Source organism: Sphingobacterium phlebotomi (assembly GCF_008180195.1).
Lineage (GTDB): Bacteria > Bacteroidota > Bacteroidia > Sphingobacteriales > Sphingobacteriaceae > Sphingobacterium > Sphingobacterium phlebotomi.
This window is the reverse complement of sequence record NZ_VTAV01000005.1, coordinates 215,390-233,533: the sequence shown is the minus strand read 5'-3', so window position 1 is coordinate 233,533 and position 18,144 is coordinate 215,390. Positions and strand designations below refer to the sequence as shown.

General features: G+C 42.9%; 19 protein-coding genes. 5 read left to right on the top strand and 14 right to left on the bottom strand.

The features are described from left to right. The first annotated feature begins 188 nt into the window (after positions 1-188). On the top strand, positions 189-1,349 hold the full coding sequence (locus FXV77_RS10395; protein ID WP_148919161.1) for an MFS transporter: 1,161 nt from the start codon (positions 189-191) through the stop codon (positions 1,347-1,349). On the opposite strand, the gene FXV77_RS10390 is transcribed toward FXV77_RS10395, so the two are convergent. Genes FXV77_RS10390 through FXV77_RS10380 form a run of 3 tightly spaced genes read right to left on the bottom strand, consistent with a single transcriptional unit; the run spans position 1,346 to position 4,409 of the window. Further along, on the bottom strand, positions 1,346-2,431 hold the full coding sequence (locus tag FXV77_RS10390) for a DUF3810 domain-containing protein (RefSeq protein ID WP_148919160.1): 1,086 nt from the start codon (positions 2,429-2,431) through the stop codon (positions 1,346-1,348). The genes FXV77_RS10395 and FXV77_RS10390 overlap by 4 nt on opposite strands. Continuing rightward, positions 2,415-3,470 (bottom strand): nucleoid-associated protein, encoded by a 1,056-nt coding sequence (locus FXV77_RS10385; protein ID WP_148919159.1) that lies wholly within the window; start codon positions 3,468-3,470, stop codon positions 2,415-2,417. The genes FXV77_RS10390 and FXV77_RS10385 overlap by 17 nt, the downstream gene beginning before the upstream one ends. Before the next feature lie 33 nt (positions 3,471-3,503). Continuing rightward, positions 3,504-4,409 carry a histone deacetylase family protein gene (locus FXV77_RS10380; protein WP_187444091.1) on the bottom strand — a complete coding sequence of 302 codons (906 nt, stop codon included), beginning with the start codon at positions 4,407-4,409 and terminating at the stop codon, positions 3,504-3,506. 84 nt (positions 4,410-4,493) lie between these two features. Between FXV77_RS10380 and FXV77_RS10375 the strand changes: the two genes are divergently transcribed. Then, positions 4,494-5,153, top strand: a complete 660-nt coding sequence (locus tag FXV77_RS10375) for a YceH family protein (protein WP_148919158.1) — start codon at positions 4,494-4,496, stop codon at positions 5,151-5,153. 296 nt (positions 5,154-5,449) lie between these two features. Here FXV77_RS10375 and FXV77_RS22520 read toward each other — a convergent pair whose 3' ends face one another. Then, on the bottom strand, positions 5,450-5,578 hold the full coding sequence (locus FXV77_RS22520; protein ID WP_262713621.1) for a hypothetical protein: 129 nt from the start codon (positions 5,576-5,578) through the stop codon (positions 5,450-5,452). After that, a complete protein-coding gene (locus FXV77_RS10370) occupies positions 5,563-7,044 on the bottom strand; it encodes an alanine/glycine:cation symporter family protein (protein ID WP_148919157.1) in 1,482 nt (493 codons plus the stop codon). Before FXV77_RS10370 ends, FXV77_RS22520 begins: the two co-directional genes overlap by 16 nt. A gap of 102 nt (positions 7,045-7,146) precedes the next feature. Between FXV77_RS10370 and FXV77_RS10365 the strand changes: the two genes are divergently transcribed. Further along, the gene (locus FXV77_RS10365; protein ID WP_148919156.1) at positions 7,147-8,028 is read left to right on the top strand and encodes a cation diffusion facilitator family transporter; all 882 of its coding nucleotides are present in this window, start codon (positions 7,147-7,149) and stop codon (positions 8,026-8,028) included. Here the strand turns inward: FXV77_RS10365 and FXV77_RS10360 are convergent. The 7 genes from FXV77_RS10360 to fucP are packed head-to-tail and all read right to left on the bottom strand — an operon-like array spanning position 8,025 to position 14,583. Then, a complete protein-coding gene (locus FXV77_RS10360) occupies positions 8,025-8,816 on the bottom strand; it encodes an L-fucose dehydrogenase (RefSeq protein ID WP_148919155.1) in 792 nt (263 codons plus the stop codon). The genes FXV77_RS10365 and FXV77_RS10360 overlap by 4 nt on opposite strands. Before the next feature lie 14 nt (positions 8,817-8,830). Next, the gene (locus FXV77_RS10355; RefSeq protein WP_246162406.1) at positions 8,831-9,718 is read right to left on the bottom strand and encodes an amidohydrolase family protein; all 888 of its coding nucleotides are present in this window, start codon (positions 9,716-9,718) and stop codon (positions 8,831-8,833) included. Further along, positions 9,651-10,505, bottom strand: coding sequence for a fumarylacetoacetate hydrolase family protein (locus FXV77_RS10350; protein ID WP_148919154.1), 855 nt, complete (start codon positions 10,503-10,505; stop codon positions 9,651-9,653). The genes FXV77_RS10355 and FXV77_RS10350 overlap by 68 nt, the downstream gene beginning before the upstream one ends. A gap of 39 nt (positions 10,506-10,544) precedes the next feature. Further along, positions 10,545-11,309: an SDR family NAD(P)-dependent oxidoreductase gene (locus FXV77_RS10345; protein WP_148919153.1), complete on the bottom strand. Its 765-nt coding sequence runs from the start codon at positions 11,307-11,309 to the stop codon at positions 10,545-10,547. Between the two features lie 30 nt (positions 11,310-11,339). Further along, positions 11,340-13,004: a UxaA family hydrolase gene (locus tag FXV77_RS10340; RefSeq protein WP_148919152.1), complete on the bottom strand. Its 1,665-nt coding sequence runs from the start codon at positions 13,002-13,004 to the stop codon at positions 11,340-11,342. A gap of 2 nt (positions 13,005-13,006) precedes the next feature. After that, a complete protein-coding gene (locus tag FXV77_RS10335; RefSeq protein ID WP_148919151.1) occupies positions 13,007-13,336 on the bottom strand; it encodes an L-rhamnose mutarotase in 330 nt (109 codons plus the stop codon). Next, positions 13,333-14,583: an L-fucose:H+ symporter permease gene (gene fucP / locus FXV77_RS10330; RefSeq protein WP_148919150.1), complete on the bottom strand. Its 1,251-nt coding sequence runs from the start codon at positions 14,581-14,583 to the stop codon at positions 13,333-13,335. Before fucP ends, FXV77_RS10335 begins: the two co-directional genes overlap by 4 nt. 136 nt (positions 14,584-14,719) lie before the next feature. On the opposite strand from fucP, the gene FXV77_RS10325 reads away from it, so the two are divergent. Together FXV77_RS10325 and FXV77_RS10320 are read left to right on the top strand one after the other, a co-directional pair. Next, positions 14,720-15,574, top strand: coding sequence for an AraC family transcriptional regulator (locus FXV77_RS10325; RefSeq protein WP_148919149.1), 855 nt, complete (start codon positions 14,720-14,722; stop codon positions 15,572-15,574). An 11-nt stretch (positions 15,575-15,585) separates the two neighbouring features. Then, positions 15,586-16,803, top strand: coding sequence for a chloride channel protein (locus FXV77_RS10320; protein WP_148919148.1), 1,218 nt, complete (start codon positions 15,586-15,588; stop codon positions 16,801-16,803). Positions 16,804-16,805: 2 nt separating this feature from the next. On the opposite strand, the gene FXV77_RS10315 is transcribed toward FXV77_RS10320, so the two are convergent. Both FXV77_RS10315 and FXV77_RS10310 read right to left on the bottom strand, forming a co-directional pair. Continuing rightward, positions 16,806-17,525, bottom strand: coding sequence for a menaquinone biosynthetic enzyme MqnA/MqnD family protein (locus FXV77_RS10315; protein WP_148919147.1), 720 nt, complete (start codon positions 17,523-17,525; stop codon positions 16,806-16,808). Beyond that, positions 17,525-18,142: a histidine phosphatase family protein gene (locus tag FXV77_RS10310; protein ID WP_148919146.1), complete on the bottom strand. Its 618-nt coding sequence runs from the start codon at positions 18,140-18,142 to the stop codon at positions 17,525-17,527. The genes FXV77_RS10315 and FXV77_RS10310 overlap by 1 nt, the downstream gene beginning before the upstream one ends. Between the last annotated feature and the right edge of the window lie 2 nt (positions 18,143-18,144).

Genomic DNA, 18,144 nt, shown 5'->3' with positions numbered 1-18,144 from the left:
ATCCACACCATGCACCATCCCCCTTTAACACTAAATGTCGCATCCGAATGTTTTACAACTGTACAAACTCATCCTTCGTACTAACCCAAAATGTAAAACATTCGAAGCGACGACTTTTTTGGTTCTTTTTTGAGAGAAAAAAGAACATAAAAATATTTACCTTTGCGCTCTCTATTTAGCACAGGCAAATGAACAAAGCACTTATCGCATTAGCATTTGGCGGATTAGCTATCGGGATGACAGAATTCACCATGATGGGCATCCTTCCAGACATCGCCAAAGATTTACAAATTGAAATTCCGGAAGCCAGCAACTTAATTGCACTTTATGCATTGGGTGTGGTCGTGGGTGCTCCTACTCTGGTCGCGTTCAGTGGCAAGTATTCTCCACGCAACATATTGCTCTTTCTGATGCTGTTGTTTTTTGTGTTTAATGGCATTTTTGCTATTGCGCCCAACAAGGTGCTGCTCCTCACCTCGCGCTTCATCTCCGGTTTTCCACATGGGGCTTTTTTTGGAGTCGGTTCGGTGGTTGCTGCGCGACTAGCGAAGCCGGGTAAAGAAGCACAGGCGATATCTATCATGTTTACGGGAATGACCATCGCCAACTTAGCAGGCGTACCGTTGGGAACATATATAGGTCATCATTACTCTTGGCGGATAACGTACGCTGTCATTAGTTTATTAGGTCTTATTACCTTTTTGGCCATCTATTTTTGGATGCCGAAAATGGAAGCCAGCAAAACAAACAATGTATTGAAACAAATCAGCTATTTTGCCCGTTGGGATGCCTGGTTAATGGTAGCTGTTATTGCTATCGGGACGGGTGGTCTGTTCGCCTGGATATCCTATATCGCCCCGTTGGTAACAGACGTATCAAATCTTCCTGAAAACCGCGTACCTGTCATCATGATATTGGTGGGATTAGGTATGTTTTTCGGGAATATCATCGGCGGTAAACTTGCCGACAGCATAACACCCTCGAAAGCGGTTATTATCGGTTTTATTGCAATGGCAATGTGTTTATTGGTTGTGTTTTTCATTGCGCACATCACCTATTTGGCCTATCCTATGGCATTCATTACGGGGATGATATCCTTTTCTATCGGTTCGCCACTACAGATGATGCTGATCAACAATGCCAAAGGTGCGGAAACCTTCGCCGCGGCGGCCGGACAAGCAAGTTTTAATATCGGGAACACGCTTGGCGCTTATCTCGGTGCCGTCCCCATTACACTCGGATACGCGTACAATTATCCATCACTCGTAGGTGTAAGCATGGCGAGTATGGGTGCTATACTCGCATATGTTTTCTGGAGAAAAGTGGTCAAAGGGAAAATGAACATCTAGGAGGAACGCTGCTTCTCCCAGGCAATGACCAAACGACTCATCAGTGAATAACGCGCCATGCCCTCCGGTTGGTTGTTATGGCGCAAATAGCTACCATAAAATACGTTCGTCAAGCGATTAAATGCACCGTAATATTGTTCCCAAAAGAGACGTTCTTCCGCGTAATCGCGACGGACGTCCGCCGATAGTTTTGCAACATAAGATTCATAAAGCATTTTATCCTCAAAGTACAACGGCCGAAGCAGATATTGAACAGTCTCGTAGTAGGCGGCATAACGATACCATATATTCGAATGGTCTCGAAGCATCAGAAAAGCGATAAAATTACATTCGTCTTCAAATCCGATTCCCATTTGATGCGCCAACTCGTGTACCACCGTAAAAGGATAAGAAGTTTTGGGCATATTACCATTCACCTGTACTTCTTGCGTAAAGGGATTAAAATAACCGGTAACCGTAAAGTAAGAAACCAACTCACTGGATAAAGGTTGCTTTGCTCTTACCTGCGTACGGGACAACATGGGTAACCGATCGCCGCTTTCATCCATCAGCTGTTGCAATGCTTGTCGTGCCTGGGGCTTATCCATTATGGACGTATCCAACTGCTCCCGGAGCTGATTGATTTCTATTATATAACGGTCTAATATTTCGATATAATCTTCTTGAACAATGGTATCAATTTGCAGTCCGAGCTGTTGCTGCAATGGTATCCGATAATAATGTAATCCCCAACTCACATAGAAGTAGATATAAGTGCCGAGCAAAACGAGCACAAGCCGCATCAATCGTTTCTGCGCTATTTCCCACTTACGTTTAACTAGTGCTATGACCGACGATATCGCCAGCCACAGCAAACTGCCCGATAGGAGTACGTAGCATATATCTCCTACGCTAAATGGTAACCAACCGAACAGGAATTTCGGCAAATACGAAAACACGGGATAAAACTGTCGGCTATAATATTGCTCAATAAATGCCGGTGATTGCTTTATCCAGGATAAGGCGAACATCACGACAAGGCATACCGCTATCGCTATGAAATAGCTTTTATTTCCGTTTTTTAGGTTAACTTTCGGCTTCAAAATATAGTTTGTAATAATTTAAACCTCGTTCTTCATCAAAACCAGCTTCAATATAGTCTCGCTTGCCATGCACATAAATATGAAAATTTTTATCCAGTTTAATGACGGACTTATAAGAAGCGGCCATTTTTTTTACCGCTGGAGATGCGATTTCAAAATTTGATTGAAACGGCGTATCGAACTCTTCCGCAAAATTTTCTTGATATTCCTTGAATAACGATGCCGCTTGTGGATTTCCGATGACTTCCTCTTCAAATTCGCCCTGATCAAACGTCTCTTTTGTTTTAAAATAATTCATCGAGCGGTTTAAAAGATCTATTTTGTCCGCACTTTCCAATTCAAACGCTTCATCCAATTTATCATGGACGAAATTCTTATACACTTTCAGCAAATTTCCGGTCTGCTGAAAATTATCGTTACGCGCTTTGATTTTCAGAAAATCATCTTTCCAATACACGGCTTCCGATTGATTAGTTTGATCTACGACCAACACTTTGTATCCTTCCTCCGCCTCTGTCTTCACAATAACCACCCCTTTATCCAATTTATTGATATTGATCGCCTCTTGTTCATAATCCAGGTCAAAACCACCCGCATTTGGATATACCTTTAAATAAGCTTCCTTATTCTCGGATTTAAAGATACCAACGGCATCGTGTTCCTCACCCTCCAGTTGCACATTCTTCAAAGCAACTACATATACCTCACCCGCTTTTATTTTCGGGTGCTCCGAAACCTCATACAAGTGTTTCGCCAATTGCTGGGACATATCGTGGAAAGCGATCTTCCCTTCAAAATATTGCTTTGCAAAATAATAGACTTCGTTGAGTTGCAAATCGTCGTTTGGATGATAGAAGCGATATACCTCATTCGCTTTGCTAAAAGGCTTCATAAAATACTGCATCAGCAGATCAGGTAGGACTTCATCCTGGGAAATCTCAATGGGCGTATCGGATAATACGTAAAACTCATCCTGTGCCTTGTTTCCTACACGGTGTATGGAAAGTTGTTCAAAAGTTGCGTCTTGGTGAAAGAACATTGTTTATTGCGTGTTAAAATTCGTATTCCTTTATTAAAAGCCAAAAATATCCATGGCTATTTTATATGTATTCACATGTGCATTCACGATATCCTTGATGTGCTCGGAATATCCTCCCCCCATACTGATTTGTACGGGAAGTCCGTTTTGTCGGCATTTTTGCAATACCATTTCATCCCGGCGTAGGCATCCATCTGTCGTTAATTTAAGCTTTCCCAATTTATCGGTAGCTAAAATATCAACTCCGGCTTGATAAAATACAAAATCGGGATCAAAAATCGTAAATATTTTGTCAAGATTCTCCTTTAATAAGGCCAGATAGGCTCCGTCATCCATACCATCCGGCAGCGGTACATCCAAATCCGAACATTCTTTTATAAAGGGAAAATTTTTATCGCCATGCATAGAAAAAGTAAATACACCTGGATGTTTTTCAAAAATATGAGCGGTACCGTTGCCTTGATGTACGTCCAAATCGATGATTAATACCTTCTTCGCTAATTTCCTATCCAATAAATAAGCGGCCGCCACTGCCTGGTCATTGAACAAACAAAAACCTTCTCCAAAATCACGTCCAGCATGATGCGTCCCGCCAGCAACATTAAAAGCAATACCATGTTCCAAGGCATATAAAGATGCTTGGATTGTTCCGTCCAAGATATACCGTTCGCGGTCTACCAGCGATTGCGATAACGGAAACCCTATTCTACGCACCATTTTTGCATTCAATGATAAATCCATCAGTTGGCTGACATAATGCGCATCGTGTGCCAATGCAATCGTCGACATCTCGACAAGTTTTGGTTCAAAAAAGCAATCTGCAGAGACTACCCCTTCGTAAAGTAGCTGCGCCGGAATAAGCTCATATTTGACCATGGGAAAACGGTGTCCCGCCCGCAAGGGATGTACGTAACCCGGATGGTATGCTATGCGTAACACGATGTTTCTTGTTTTATTCCTCGCGAAGTTAACGGATATTTTTTATCTTCGAAGACTACAGACCGAATCAATTCATCAGAAAAAATGGAAGAAACGAATAATTTACCTATTTTAAGTGCAGAAGAGTTGCGCATTCTAGGGTCGCTTTTGGAAAAATCCAAAACGACACCGGAATATTATCCTATGACTTTAAACGGGTTACAGACGGCATGCAACCAGAAGACGTCCCGGAAACCCGTTGTTTCTTATGACGAAAACACGATTATAGAAGCATTGGATACGCTAAGAAAAAGGGGATTGGTGTCTACGGCAGTCGGTGGCGGTAGCCGTGTGACAAAATATAAACACAACCTGGCTATACAGTACCCTTTAATTCCACAGGAATTGGCAGCACTGTGTTTACTTATCCTCCGGGGCCCTTTAACGCCGGGAGAAATCAATTCCAATGCCGGTAGATTGTTTAATTTTGACAGTATAGATGAAGTACAGGAGGTGTTGAATCGTCTGCAAGAACAAGAGCCTCCGTTTGTAAAGCAATTGGCTAAACGCCCCGGTCAAAAGGAAGTACGTTATGTACATTTGCTTGGTGAAGTAAACGAAGAAGATTATGAAAACTTTTCCAGTGCTTCGGACGGCAGCTCTTCAGGTCGCATACAGGAACTGGAAGAAAGGGTAAGCACATTGGAAGAGCAACTAGCTGCGTTAAAGAAAGAATTTGACGATTTAATGGCACAGCTATCGTAGCAAAATAGTATAAAAAATTTCACCAACCTGTTACTTTTTAACGATTTGTACCGTTATGTATGTTTAAGGCATAGCTTTTGCTGTCCTTGAACAAACAACTAACAGTAAAAAAATAATGAAGAGAACACCTGCAACTACTTTCGTTATACTAGCGCTGATAGCGCTGGTATTGATATTTGCAACTACATGTGCGGGATTGGAATAAAGCGGCAGAGTCGACGATTATCTACAGAATGATATTTATTTCGTTTCCTCGCGGAGCAAGGCATGCCTTTTGTTATTCTCTATATAGAAAACTAAAAGGATGAAGTCATGAGAAGAACACCATACACCACGATAACAATAGTAGCCCTAGTTGCATTGATAATGATATTTGCCACTACCTGTACGGGCGTAGCATAAATCCACTTTACTCTTTCTCCCAAAAGTCTGCATTTTTAATCCCCAGCTCTTTGGGGTTGAAATCCGGATCTTTGATTCCTGCTTTACGTTTGGTTTTATAGTCTTTCCACACTTTCAATGCGGGCTTGCTTAGCAACAAGATAGCGATCAAGTTCACCCAGGCCATCAATCCTACACCGATATCACCCAGATCCCAAGCTAGCCCGGCTGTTCTAACGGTGCCGAAATACGTTGCTGCCAGAAAGCCAATCCGCAATATCCAGATGACTACCTTCGTATTCCCTTTTTTAAAGATGTACGCAATATTGGTTTCAGCATAATAATAATACGCCATAATCGTGGTAAAGGCAAAAAAGAACAACGCAACGGCTACAAACTGGTTTCCTATGGCAGGAAACTGATGGGCTACCGCAGCTTGTGTAAAACCACCTGCCTCTACCCCCGGCACGTGCTCGGTCACAAATGTCAACGCGCTCCCGGCGGCATCAAATGTTTCTCCTGTATTGAACGTCCCGGTGAATAAAATCATAAAAGCCGTTGCTGTACAAATAAACAAGGTATCCACGTATACAGAAAAAGCTTGTACCAAACCCTGCTGGGCAGGATGTTTAACCTCCGCCGCCGCAGCTGCGTGGGGCGCTGTTCCCTGCCCCGCCTCATTAGAATATATCCCGCGTTTCACGCCCCAGGCGATAGCCATTCCCACAATACCGCCAAAAGTCGCATCCATACTAAAAGCAGAGGAAACAATAAGCTTGAATATTGCAGGAATTTCCGCGACGTTGAGTGCGATGATTATTAATGCCATTAAAATATAAGCTCCCGCCATAAAAGGAACAATATATTCAGCGGCTTTTCCTAAACGTTTTACTCCGCCTATGATAATAATACCCAGTAACACAATAACCCCTATCCCGATCCAACTGATGGTTAAATCCATTCCGAAAATCGACAGGGTTGTCAATTGTAGATTAAAAGCATTGGACACGGTACCATTTACGGCGTTGCTCTGTACACCTGGTAAAAGAAACCCGGTACTGATGATCGTCACAATCGCAAAAAGGACGGCATACCATTTGACACCAAGCCCCCTTTCTATATAGTAAGCCGGTCCACCTCGATATTCGCCATCCAGCTCCTGTTTGTAAACCTGTCCTAATGTTGCTTCGATGAAAGCAGAAGCAGAGCCCAAGAAAGCAATTGCCCACATCCAGAATACCGCACCCGGCCCTCCCATAAAAATAGCCGTCGCTACCCCTACGATATTACCCGTACCAACGCGTCCCGAAATAGCTAAAGCAAATGCCTGAAAGGAAGAAATGCCTTTATTGGAGTCGCGTTTTACAAATAAGAGGCGTAACATTTCCTTAATGTAACCTACTTGCAAAAAACGGGTGCGGATAGAAAAGTATAACCCGGTAAATAGACAGAGATAGATAAAAAAATCACTCCAAACAAGGTTTGATATCGTTTTTACAATGCTTTCCATATATATGTTTGAATCATTCTGGTTATGTGCGGTATTTCTATGCCTTAAAGAACGGATTTTTTTCTCAAAATACCATATCTTTGAGGAAAATAGGGCGAAATAATGTCAAACTCGGATAAGGCGATTAGAACGACTTACTTTAGTATGCTGACCAACTTCTTATTGGCAGTGATAAAATGGTTAGCAGGTTACTTCGGACACTCCCATGCCTTGATCGCTGATGCTATTGAATCTACCGCGGATATTTTTTCTTCCTTTTTAGTATTATTAGGGTTAAAATATTCCAAACGTCCTGCCGACCAGACCCACCCCTATGGACATGGACGTATAGAGCCTTTGATTACCTTTATCGTTGTTATTTTCCTTATTGTTTCGGCTTTCATCATTGCTAAAGAGAGTATCCATAATATCCAGACGCCACACGAGCCCCCCAGATCATGGACACTATATGTATTAGCAGCGATTATTATCTGGAAAGAAATTTCTTTTCGGATTATCATGCGGAGAAGCAAAAAACTCAACAGCACCTCCCTCAAAGCTGATGCTTGGCACCATCGTAGTGATGCCATTACCTCTGTAGCTGCTTTTATAGGCATATCGGTTGCGTTAATTTTCGGGGAGGGATACGAAAGTGCGGATGATTGGGCAGCACTGTTGGCTTCTGGATTGATCATCTATAACTGTTATGGTATATTTCGCCCGGCGTTGGCGGAAATTATGGACGAGAATCGTTACGAAGAGTTGGAGGAAGAGGTCCGTCAACACGCCCTGCATGTAACGGGAATTGAGTTGATAGAAAAATGTTATATCCGAAAAATCGGCATGCTTTTCCAAATAGATCTGCATGCCGTCGTTAACCCCAATTTGTCTGTACGCGAAGGGCATGCGATAGCCCATAACCTCAAAGACTATCTCATCGAAAATTTAGACAATATTGGAAACGTATTTGTGCATATTGAACCGTTTGAGGAGGATGTTGACTAATCCGACTTAATCAACGACCTATCCAAATGCACATATCCCCCATCTACATGGATGAGCTGGCCGGTCGTATGACTTGATTTATCAGACAGCAAAAATACCGTGGTATTTGCAATCTCTTCGGGAGTTGTCATACGATGTTCCAACGGTATGCGATCCGTTATTTTCTGTAACGTTTCTTCGGGGTTATCCAACGTCTGGATCCAGGAATCATACTGTGGCGTTGCACACTCAGCCACCACGATGGCGTTCACCCGGATACTGTACGGCAACAGCTCTACCGCCCACTCGCGCGTGAGTGCATTCCGCCCGCCGTTTGAAGCGGCATAACCCGAGGTATTTCCTTGACCGGTCTCTGCTGTTTTTGAACTAATATTTACAATACTGCCCTTGGACACACGTAAAGCGTCAATACTATAATGAACCATTAAATAATAGTGAATCAAGTTCTTATGTAATGATTCCACAAACCGTTCATAGTCCCCAGATATAAGTCCGACACCATCATTGTGCCCTGCATTATTGACCAAGCCGTCAATACGCCCTAAAGCATGCAGCGTCTCTTCTACCGCTTTTTTACATTCTTCGGGCTTGGAAAGCTCTGCCTCAATAACAAGAGCTTTCCCTCCTAATGCCTCTACTTCTTCCTTAACGAGGTTATTATCCGCTTGCTTTCTTCCCACAATAACAGGTACTGCTCCTTCTTTTGCCAACGCCAGGACAACTGCCTTACCGATACCTTTTGCGCCGCCCGTTACGATGACTACTTTATCTTTTAAATTTAAATCCATTCCTTTTTTACACTTTACTTGACACCATAGAACCTAGCTGCATTTCCACCCCAAAAAGCCAGTTGCTCTTCAGCGGAAAAATCGATCAATGCCGTATCTGCTATCTGCATAACGTCTTCATAGGTGGCCGCAACAAGACAAACTGGCCAGTCCGTTCCAAACATGATACGCTGCTTTCCAAAACTGGCGACAACATGCTGTATATAAGGTTTGAAATCATCTAGTGTCCAATTCTTCCAATCAGCTTCTGTAACCAACCCGGAAACCTTGCAAAATACATTCGGAAACGCTGCCAATTTCTCGATAAATGCCGCCCATTCGTCAAATTCTCTCGTTCGTATGGCTGGTTTTGCCATGTGGTCTAATACAAACCGTTGTTCCGGGTTTTGCTCCACACAGGCTAAGGTACTGCCATAATGCCTCGGACGGATTAATAAATCATACGTATATTGACGTGCTGTCAATGCTTTAATCCCGCGTAAGAACGCCGGACGGATTAAAAAATCGGGATCCTCTTCTGCCTCAATCACATGCCGGAATCCCTTAATAACACTGTACTGACTAAAATGCGCTAAATGCTGCTCTACGTCTTCTGATTGTAGATCTACCCATCCAACCACGCCTTTGATCATCGCATACATGGTCGACAAGTCCACCAAGAATTGTGTTTCCTCGTGCGATTGCGATGCCTGTACAGCGATTGTTCCGTCTATCCTGTTCGATTTGAGCACAGAAGCTAGATCAATCGGCAAAAAATTCTGCCGAATGGTCTCCATATCGTCGGTTATCCAAGCATCCCGTACGGCATTGAATATCCAGAAGTGCTGATGAGAATCAATACGCATAAGCAACAACCTCCTGGCGTGATTCGCCCAGATAATCTGCTCCCAGTTCAACAACATCTCCGGCTTTGAGGTAAATTGGCGGATTAAAACCTAAACCAACACCCGCAGGTGTTCCGGTGGAAATCACATCACCAGGTAACAAGGTCATAAATTGGGATACATAGGATACAACATGCTGCACGGAAAAAATTAAATTAGCGGTATTACCGTCTTGATATGTTTTACCGTTCACTTTCAACCAAAGACGTACATTGTTGATATCCGGAATCTCGTCGACGGTGGTCATATAAGGCCCCATCGGCGCGAACGTGTCACAACCTTTTCCTTTATCCCACGTACCACCACGCTCCAATTGATATTCCCGTTCCGAAACATCGTTATGCAACACATATCCTGCCACATAATCCAATGCTTCTGCTTCCTCTACATAAGAAGCCTTTTTCCCTATGACAATACCAAACTCCACTTCCCAGTCGGTTTTTGTAGAATTTCGGGGGATAACGATTTGATCGTTAGGCCCGACCAATGACGTTGTTGATTTCATGAAGATAATCGGCTCGCTTGGTATTGCTGCTCCAGTTTCTTCCGCGTGGTCTTTATAATTCAATCCGATACAAACAATTTTAGAAGGGCGCGCAAAAGGAGCTCCTAAGCGTGTACCTGCCGGCACTTCTATCAGTTTGCCCTCGTTTGCTTTTACAAATTCCGCTAATCTCGCCAAACCATTTTCCGCGAAAAACTGTTCGTTATAATCTCCGCCAAAGGCAGAGACGTCATAATGTACTCCATCGATTTGTACACCGATTTTTTCTTTTCCAAATTCTCCGAATCGTATTAATTTCATTATTATGTTCGTGTTAAGTATTTAAATATTAGTATCCAATTAATTATTCAATTTAATAAATCCTCCGTCGATCGGGTAATCGTTTCCTGTTATAAACCCCGCATCGTCGGAGCACAGAAACAATGCTAATTTAGCAATTTCTTCTGGTTTCGCCATTCTGCCTATCGGCTGAGATTTTGAGAGCTTCTCAAACATTTCAGCTTCCTGTCCGGGATAGTTTTTCGCGATAAAACCATCCACAAAAGGTGTATGTACCCTTGCTGGAGAAATAGAGTTTGAGCGGATATTATCTCCCATGTAATCCCGCGCGATGGACATGCTCATGGCGTAGATAGCACCCTTGCTCATGGAGTAGGCAAATCGATCACTAATGCCCACGACTGCTGCGATAGAGGCTAAATTCAAGATCGCACCTCCTCCATTGGCTTTCATGACAGGCACTACCGCATAAAGGGCATTGTACGCTCCTTTTACGTTTACATGAAATACGCGTTCAAAATCTTCCGACGAACATTTTTCCAGATTCCCGACATGTGCGATACCGGCATTATTGACCAAAATATCTACTCGTCCGATACTTTCCACAACACGTGTAACATCGGCCTGTTCCGCGACATTGCAAGCGTGTAACTTCGCTTTTCCGCCTGTTGCTATAATACCGTCGACAACAGGTTGTGCCACATCGGCATTCAAATCTACGATATGTACGGATGCTCCTTCCTGGGCAAAAAGTTCTGCTATTGCTTTCCCTATACCGCTGCCGCCCCCGGTAACTATCGCTACTTTATTATTTAGCTTTGACATATTATTTAAGTGTTAATTTCAGCACTAATTTTACAACGATACTCCTCTCCGCCATGGAATAAAATCATCTTGTCCCAGCTGGACGGCCTTAGGTTGTTCCTCTCCGCTCGCCACCGTAATGACATATTCCAATATCCGATGTGCAGCTTCCTGGATGGTCTCCTCTCCATCGATAATGGTCCCACAGTTAATATCGATAATATCGGGCATCTTTTCAAATGTCTTTGTATTGGTAGCAAGTTTAATCACGGGTACAATAGGATTTCCTGTTGGTGTTCCCAATCCGGTTGTAAAAAGCACGATGTTCGCCCCCGCTGCAACCTCTGCCGTTGTACTTTCCACATCATTACCCGGCGTGCATAACAGGTTCAGTCCCGGCGCATTAGCCACCTCAGGATAATCCACTACTGCCGCCACAGGAGAATTTCCTCCTTTCTTTGCGGCACCTGCAGATTTTATGGCATCCGTGATCAATCCGTCACGAATGTTTCCCGGTGAGGGATTCATATAGAAACCCGAACCGTCTGCTTCCGCTTTTGCGTTGTATGTTTTCATCAAATGCATAAATTTCTCAGCAGTGGCCTCATCTATGCATCTATCGCTTAATTCCTGTTCCACACCACAGAGTTCCGGGAACTCTGCTAAAATAACCGAACCGCCCATCGTCACCAACATATCCGATACATATCCTAAAGCGGGATTCGCCGAAATACCCGAAAATCCATCTGACCCACCGCACTCCAAGCCGATACATAATTTATCTAAAGTTGCCGGCTGGCGGGTTTGTCTATTCGCTTGCGTGAGTCCGGCAAAAGTCGCTTTAATGGCCTTCTGCATCAACTCCTGTTCCGTACCCTCAAACTGTTGCTCAAAAATATACAACGGTTTATCAAATGCCGTATCCCGCTTTTTAATTTCATCCCGCAATATGGAAGCTTGTGCATGCTGACAACCAAGGCTCAAAACGGTAGCACCAGCTACATTAGGATGTGTAATATACCCCGCAAGTAAGCCACATAGCGCATCCGAATCCATCCGCGTCCCCCCACAGCCCATCTCATGATTCAAAAACTTGACCCCATCTACATTCGGAAATAGGCGTATTTTCTCCTTACCAACTTTCGCTGGCGAGAGGTCTACGGCCAACAACTCATGCACGGAAGCGCCCGCTTGATAACGAGCGATTAATTCATCCACCTCATCCGAATAATCTTTTGACTCTACCTGGTAACCCAATTTCTCCTCCAACGCAGATTTTAATGTGAGCACATTCCTGTTTTCACAGAACACAAGGGGGATTACCAACCAATGATTTGCAGTCCCTACCGTACCATTGCTACGGTAAAAACCATTAAAAGTACGTCCTTCAAAGGCGGATACATCTGGCTTCTCCCAATCTAATTTTCTAGTACCCAGCTTAAAATCATCGGAAGCATGACGTAAATTGTCCGTAGTGATAAGCACACCGTCCGCAACTGCGTCGTTCATTTTGCCTACTAAAACACCGTACATCAGCACATCGGCATCTTTCTCTAAGGGAGAAATCGTGAATTTATGTTTCGCCCGGACAGCTTCTCGCAGCGTGAATCTTTTCCCACCGAAATCCACCTCAAATCCTGGTGGCAAATCCCGTAACGCCACCAATACATTGTCTTTGGGGTGTATTTGTAAATATGACAATCGTGCTCTACCCATTCTTACAATTCAAAAATTTTATCCATCAATACCCATTTCTCTCCAGGTTTAGCTCCCGGTACCGCTCGCTGATATTTCCACATCAACGTTTCCCATTCCTGTACTTTTGGGTTAGCAGCATCCATTCCGTTCTTCTTCTCAAAACTGAATGTATCCTCCACATCCATAGTCATAAACAACCTATTACCAAAACGATATATAACCATATTCTCTATGCCTGCAGCGATTATTGATGCTCGGATTTCCGGCCATACAGCTAGATGATAAGCCTCATATTCCGCTATTAATTTTAGATCGTCTACGAGGTCAAGAGCTAACGCATATCTCTTCATATATTATATTCTTTATTATTCCTATTATTCCAGGCAAACAGCGCCACCACCACAAAACAAATAAACACCACATAATACGCCAACTGGAAATTTCCCGTCCAATCGGACACTAACCCCAATACCGGTGGCAATGCAGCTCCACCGACAATGGACATGACAATCAGACTAGACGCCGATTTCGTATCAGCACCGATACCTTCCACACCCACTGCAAATATTGTAGGAAACATAATAGACATAAAAAAGGCAATACCAATCATAGCGTATAATGTCCCGATCCCATCACCATAAATAACGTACAACGTTAAACACATAGAAATCAATGCATATACCAGCAAAAGCTTAAGCGGCGCTATATATCGCATAAAGAATGTTCCGATAAACCTACCGAGCATAAAGGCAAGTCCAGCAACACCTGCATAATAACTTGCTTGTGTAGGAGCAACACCAGAAACCTCCGTCGCGTACATGACCAAAAAACTTAATATACAAACTTGTGCCCCGATATAGAAAAACTGTGCTACTACTGCCCAGGATACATTTTTGTGTCTTAGCGACCCAAACACACCTTTAGAACCACCTCCTTCTTCCTTTTCTTTGATTTCGGGCAGTTTGGTGAAAATGAAGAAAACGGTTACCAATAACAGAATCAATCCCAACACGAGATAAGGCCCTTTTACAGAAGCAGTTTCCGATTGAATATAGGCATTTCTTGCCTGCTCACTCAATGCAGCAATCTCCTCGGCCGATTTGGGTTCCTCGGTTAGAATAAATTTACCCCCGACAATAGGCGCAATAAATGCAGCTAAGCCATTGAAAGATTGTGCGAAATTAAGCCGCTGGGTCGCTTTTTCCGGATCACCTAATACGGTAATATAAGGGTTTGCCGCCGTTTCCAATATAGCAAGACCACAGGACACGATAAACAAAGCGCCTAAAAAGAAATAATAATTAATCTTGTTCGCCGCAGGTACAAAAAGGAAACATCCTAATGCAAAAACAAGTAAGCCCACGGTGATACCTGTCTTATAACCAAAGCGTTTCATAATGTAACCTGCAGGAATAGCTAACAGAAAGTAAGCAATAAAAACAGCAGAGTCTACCAAAGACGCCTGAAAATGTGTTAAACTAAATGCATTTCGCAAATGCGGAATCAGGATAGGATCAAGATTGTGGATAAACCCCCAAAAGAAAAATAAAGAGGTTATTAAAGCAATTGCTAGCGTATATTTTTTCTCTCGCACCATAGGAATTATATTGGAAAGTAAAACTAGTGCAAATTAACACAACGTTATTGAACTATTTTACCGATTTACTAACCAATTTTAACACAGGTTACGTATATTTAGGCTTTAATACGAATAAATAAATTACATCCTTTCTATGCAACGGCTAGATCATACTTCGTCCACCTTTAGCTCCATTGCGGTACGGCATGACAATACACCACAAAACCACAATGTATGGCATTATCATGAAGAGTTGGAGTTTATCTATATTAAGCATGGAAAGGGAACCTTCTTTGTCGGCGACTGCATACAGCAGTTCTCTGATAATTTTATGGTTTTAATAGGCTCTAAGACACCACACTACTGGCTTTTTGATGAAGAATACATTAAATCAAGCCCGTCTTATGTAGCTGACATCCATGTCGTTCATTTCAGACCCGATTTTATCGGTTCTGATTTTTTAGGGCTACCCGAAGCCGTTGATGTTAAGCAGGTTTATCGATTAGCTAAACGGGCGATTTTATTTCCGTCAAGTGACCCACGCCTTATACATTTCTTTGAAAATTTATCTGTTCAAATGCCAACTAAGCGGCTCATCATGCTTCTTGACATACTGGATTATACCGCAACCTTGCCAACCCCAACTACGTTAGTAAGCTCCAACTACACAAACCCGCAGCAACAAGGTGACTATCTTCGCATGAACAAAATCCTGGACTACATCCGCCTACAATACAAATCTAAAATCCAACTGGACGATATTGCCCATGTAGCTGGAATGACACCCAACTCTTTCTGTCGCTACTTTAAACAGCGCACGGGCAAAACACTGATAGAATTTGTTAACGAACTTCGAATAGGACACGCCTGTAAATTGCTGGCTGAAGGCAACGCCCCCATTAAAGAAATCTGTTTCGAGTGCGGTTTTCACAATTTCGTCAGTTTCCATAAAATGTTCAAATCCATTACCGGTTCTACGCCGTCTGCGTATCGGGAATCGGTTTCTTAGATTGATAAAGCATGATAAAGTCCGTTTTACCTTTGGTACGCCTCCTTTTTAAATGGTTATTTTTAATATTGGCCGTTTCCGGATTGGTAGGATCCCTTTCCGCTGCATTTCTGTATGCCTTAAACGAAGTCACCCTCTTTCGGGAGGCACACCTTTGGATTATATTGTTGCTACCCTTTGCTGGTATTTTTATTGTATGGTGGTATCAACGATATGGCGGAAATGCACAAAAAGGAAACAATCTTTTATTAGAAGAATATTATTACCCTACAGCACAGGGTGTTCCATGGAAGATGGCTCCTATGGTTATTTTCACCACCTTGATTACACATCTCTTCGGCGGTTCGGCCGGGCGTGAGGGAACAGCCGTACAATACGGTGGCACGGTGGCCGCCCAATTCGACAAGTTTGTTACACTGGGGAAGCAAGATAAACGTATTCTCTTATTATGTGGGATAGCAGCGGGATTTGCTTCTCTTTTTGGAACACCTTTAACAGGCGCTATTTTCGCCATGGAGATGGTTCAATTGGGCAAGATACGTTGGCGAGGTGTAGGCGCTATATTGGCGACTGCCTTACTTTCCAATTGGATATGTATACTATGTGGCGGATTACACACCCACTATCCCCCTATCGGTGAAGTTCCCGCGTTATCCTTTTCTGTTTTTGCTTATTTGCTACTTGCCGGTATCTTATTCGGATTAGCGTCTATCCTATTTCGGTATACTGGTGATGTATGCAGCATAGGATTCAAAAAAATAAAACAACCCTTACTTCGTCCTTTTGTTGGAGGAATATTGGTGGTTTTAGCGGTCTGGCTTCTGCAGACCACCAAACATATAGGTCTCGGTATCCCCACGATAATGGATGCTTTTCAGCAATCGCTTCCTCCGACAGACTTCCTTATCAAAATAGGATTGACCGCATTAACGTTAAGCGCTGGCTTTAAAGGAGGAGAAGTCACCCCCCTATTTTTCATCGGTGCTACCTTAGGTAACGCATTAGCCCCTTTCATCCCACTACCCCTAGCACTTCTTGCCGCTACGGGATTTGTTTCGGTATTTGCCGGTTGCACCAAAACCCCTATTGCATGTACGGTCATGGCCATGGAACTATTCGGTTGGCAATACGGGATATTTTTCTTGACAACCTGTCTGATGAGCTATATCATCTCAGGAAAAAAGGGTATTTATAGTGCACAGAGGATTAAAAACTTTAAGTTTTTTTAGGCTTAAAGTTCCTTATACAGCTCCAGATAAAGATCTATCGCTTTCCTTTTTTCTGCCGTCAGAAGAAAATCAAGGTTCTCCGTCAAATACTTATGATAATCGAAATCTGCATAGACAGGTAATCCTGGTATAACCGCTTCCGGATATGCTACTCCTTTAGCTAATGCATCGTTGAACGCTGTTTTGAAATCTTCGGGTAATTCCTTGTTCGAAACCCACGCAGCGAAAGCAAAAGGCAAGCCCGTCATCTCTTTCCAATAATATCCCATATCGTAGGCAAACGGCACTTTGCTTTTTTCACCAAACGTACGGTCACCAATCAACACATAAGCATCTGCCTCTCCTTTTGTTAGCACCTGAACATCTTTTTTCCAATAATGCTTTAGAAGAATTTGCGCCAATCCATTGGAGGTTTTTGATTGCTTATCCAACAAGAGGGTTTCAATTTCGGTAATTGGTTTTTCCGAAAAAATAAAAACGGAATCTACCGCACCATCACTACCGATACAGTAATCCCCGATAATATGGTAATTAGGAAGCTCAGCTAAAGCAGCGATAGGAATGATTCCCATATCCACTTCCTCATGAATCACCTTCCGCGCACATTCACTCGGATAGTCTACAGATAAGTCTATCGCATTTATCACCTCTGAATTTCTTATACCGTTTAAAAATGGGAGTGTATTTGTATAAGAAACCGCAGATACGGCTATTTTCTTCATTATATATCTTCTAAATGTTTAACGTTATAATGGTCAACTATCTCAAAACAACGATTATTATATTCCAATACATAAAGGGCTGTATTGGTATGCGGGAAGTCATCCATCAGATGTACCGGAACGTCCGTCAAATGACAGAGCATGATGCGCAGTGCCCGACCATGCATACACACTAATAAGGTTTCTTCATCCGGCTGCTGCAACATGTAAGATATCGCTTGTCGCTGACGAGCCACCAGTTGGTTTGGGGATTCTCCCTGCTCAATACGCAAGTCTAAATTTCCATTTCTCCAAGAATTAACCACCTCCTCAAAACCTGTCATAATGGTTTCGTTTTGTTCCTTCCCTTCATAAATTCCCCACGAAATTTCATCTAGGCCGATCAATTCTTCACTCGGTATACCTTGTTCCAGAAAAGGTTGGACTGTCTGTTTGGTCCGCAACAAAGTGGATGTATATATTTTATCGAAAGGCACATGGTTAAAAGCTTCGTAAAAGGCTTGTGCTTGCTTATGCCCTGTTTCATTCAGTGGAGAGTCCACACCTCTCCCCTGAACGATTCCTTTTAAATTTAAATCTGTCTGTCCGTGTCGGATAAAATAAAACGTCTTTTTCAATT

Coding starts and splice junctions, on each gene's coding strand:
- FXV77_RS10315 (WP_148919147.1), bottom strand. CDS start 17,525: ATGAAGAAAATAGCCGTATCTGCGGTTTCTTATACAAATACACTCCCA.
- FXV77_RS10370 (WP_148919157.1), bottom strand. CDS start 7,044: ATGGAAAGCATTGTAAAAACGATATCAAACCTTGTTTGGAGTGATTTT.
- FXV77_RS10345 (WP_148919153.1), bottom strand. CDS start 11,309: ATGTCAAAGCTAAATAATAAAGTAGCGATAGTTACCGGGGGCGGCAGC.
- FXV77_RS10360 (WP_148919155.1), bottom strand. CDS start 8,816: ATGGATTTAAATTTAAAAGATAAAGTAGTCATCGTAACGGGCGGCGCA.
- FXV77_RS10325 (WP_148919149.1), top strand. CDS start 14,720: ATGCAACGGCTAGATCATACTTCGTCCACCTTTAGCTCCATTGCGGTA.
- FXV77_RS10335 (WP_148919151.1), bottom strand. CDS start 13,336: ATGAAGAGATATGCGTTAGCTCTTGACCTCGTAGACGATCTAAAATTA.
- FXV77_RS10375 (WP_148919158.1), top strand. CDS start 4,494: ATGGAAGAAACGAATAATTTACCTATTTTAAGTGCAGAAGAGTTGCGC.
- FXV77_RS10320 (WP_148919148.1), top strand. CDS start 15,586: ATGATAAAGTCCGTTTTACCTTTGGTACGCCTCCTTTTTAAATGGTTA.
- fucP (WP_148919150.1), bottom strand. CDS start 14,583: ATGGTGCGAGAGAAAAAATATACGCTAGCAATTGCTTTAATAACCTCT.
- FXV77_RS10365 (WP_148919156.1), top strand. CDS start 7,147: ATGTCAAACTCGGATAAGGCGATTAGAACGACTTACTTTAGTATGCTG.
- FXV77_RS10385 (WP_148919159.1), bottom strand. CDS start 3,470: ATGTTCTTTCACCAAGACGCAACTTTTGAACAACTTTCCATACACCGT.
- FXV77_RS10340 (WP_148919152.1), bottom strand. CDS start 13,004: ATGGGTAGAGCACGATTGTCATATTTACAAATACACCCCAAAGACAAT.
- FXV77_RS10350 (WP_148919154.1), bottom strand. CDS start 10,505: ATGAAATTAATACGATTCGGAGAATTTGGAAAAGAAAAAATCGGTGTA.
- FXV77_RS10395 (WP_148919161.1), top strand. CDS start 189: ATGAACAAAGCACTTATCGCATTAGCATTTGGCGGATTAGCTATCGGG.
- FXV77_RS10355 (WP_246162406.1), bottom strand. CDS start 9,718: ATGTTGTTGAACTGGGAGCAGATTATCTGGGCGAATCACGCCAGGAGG.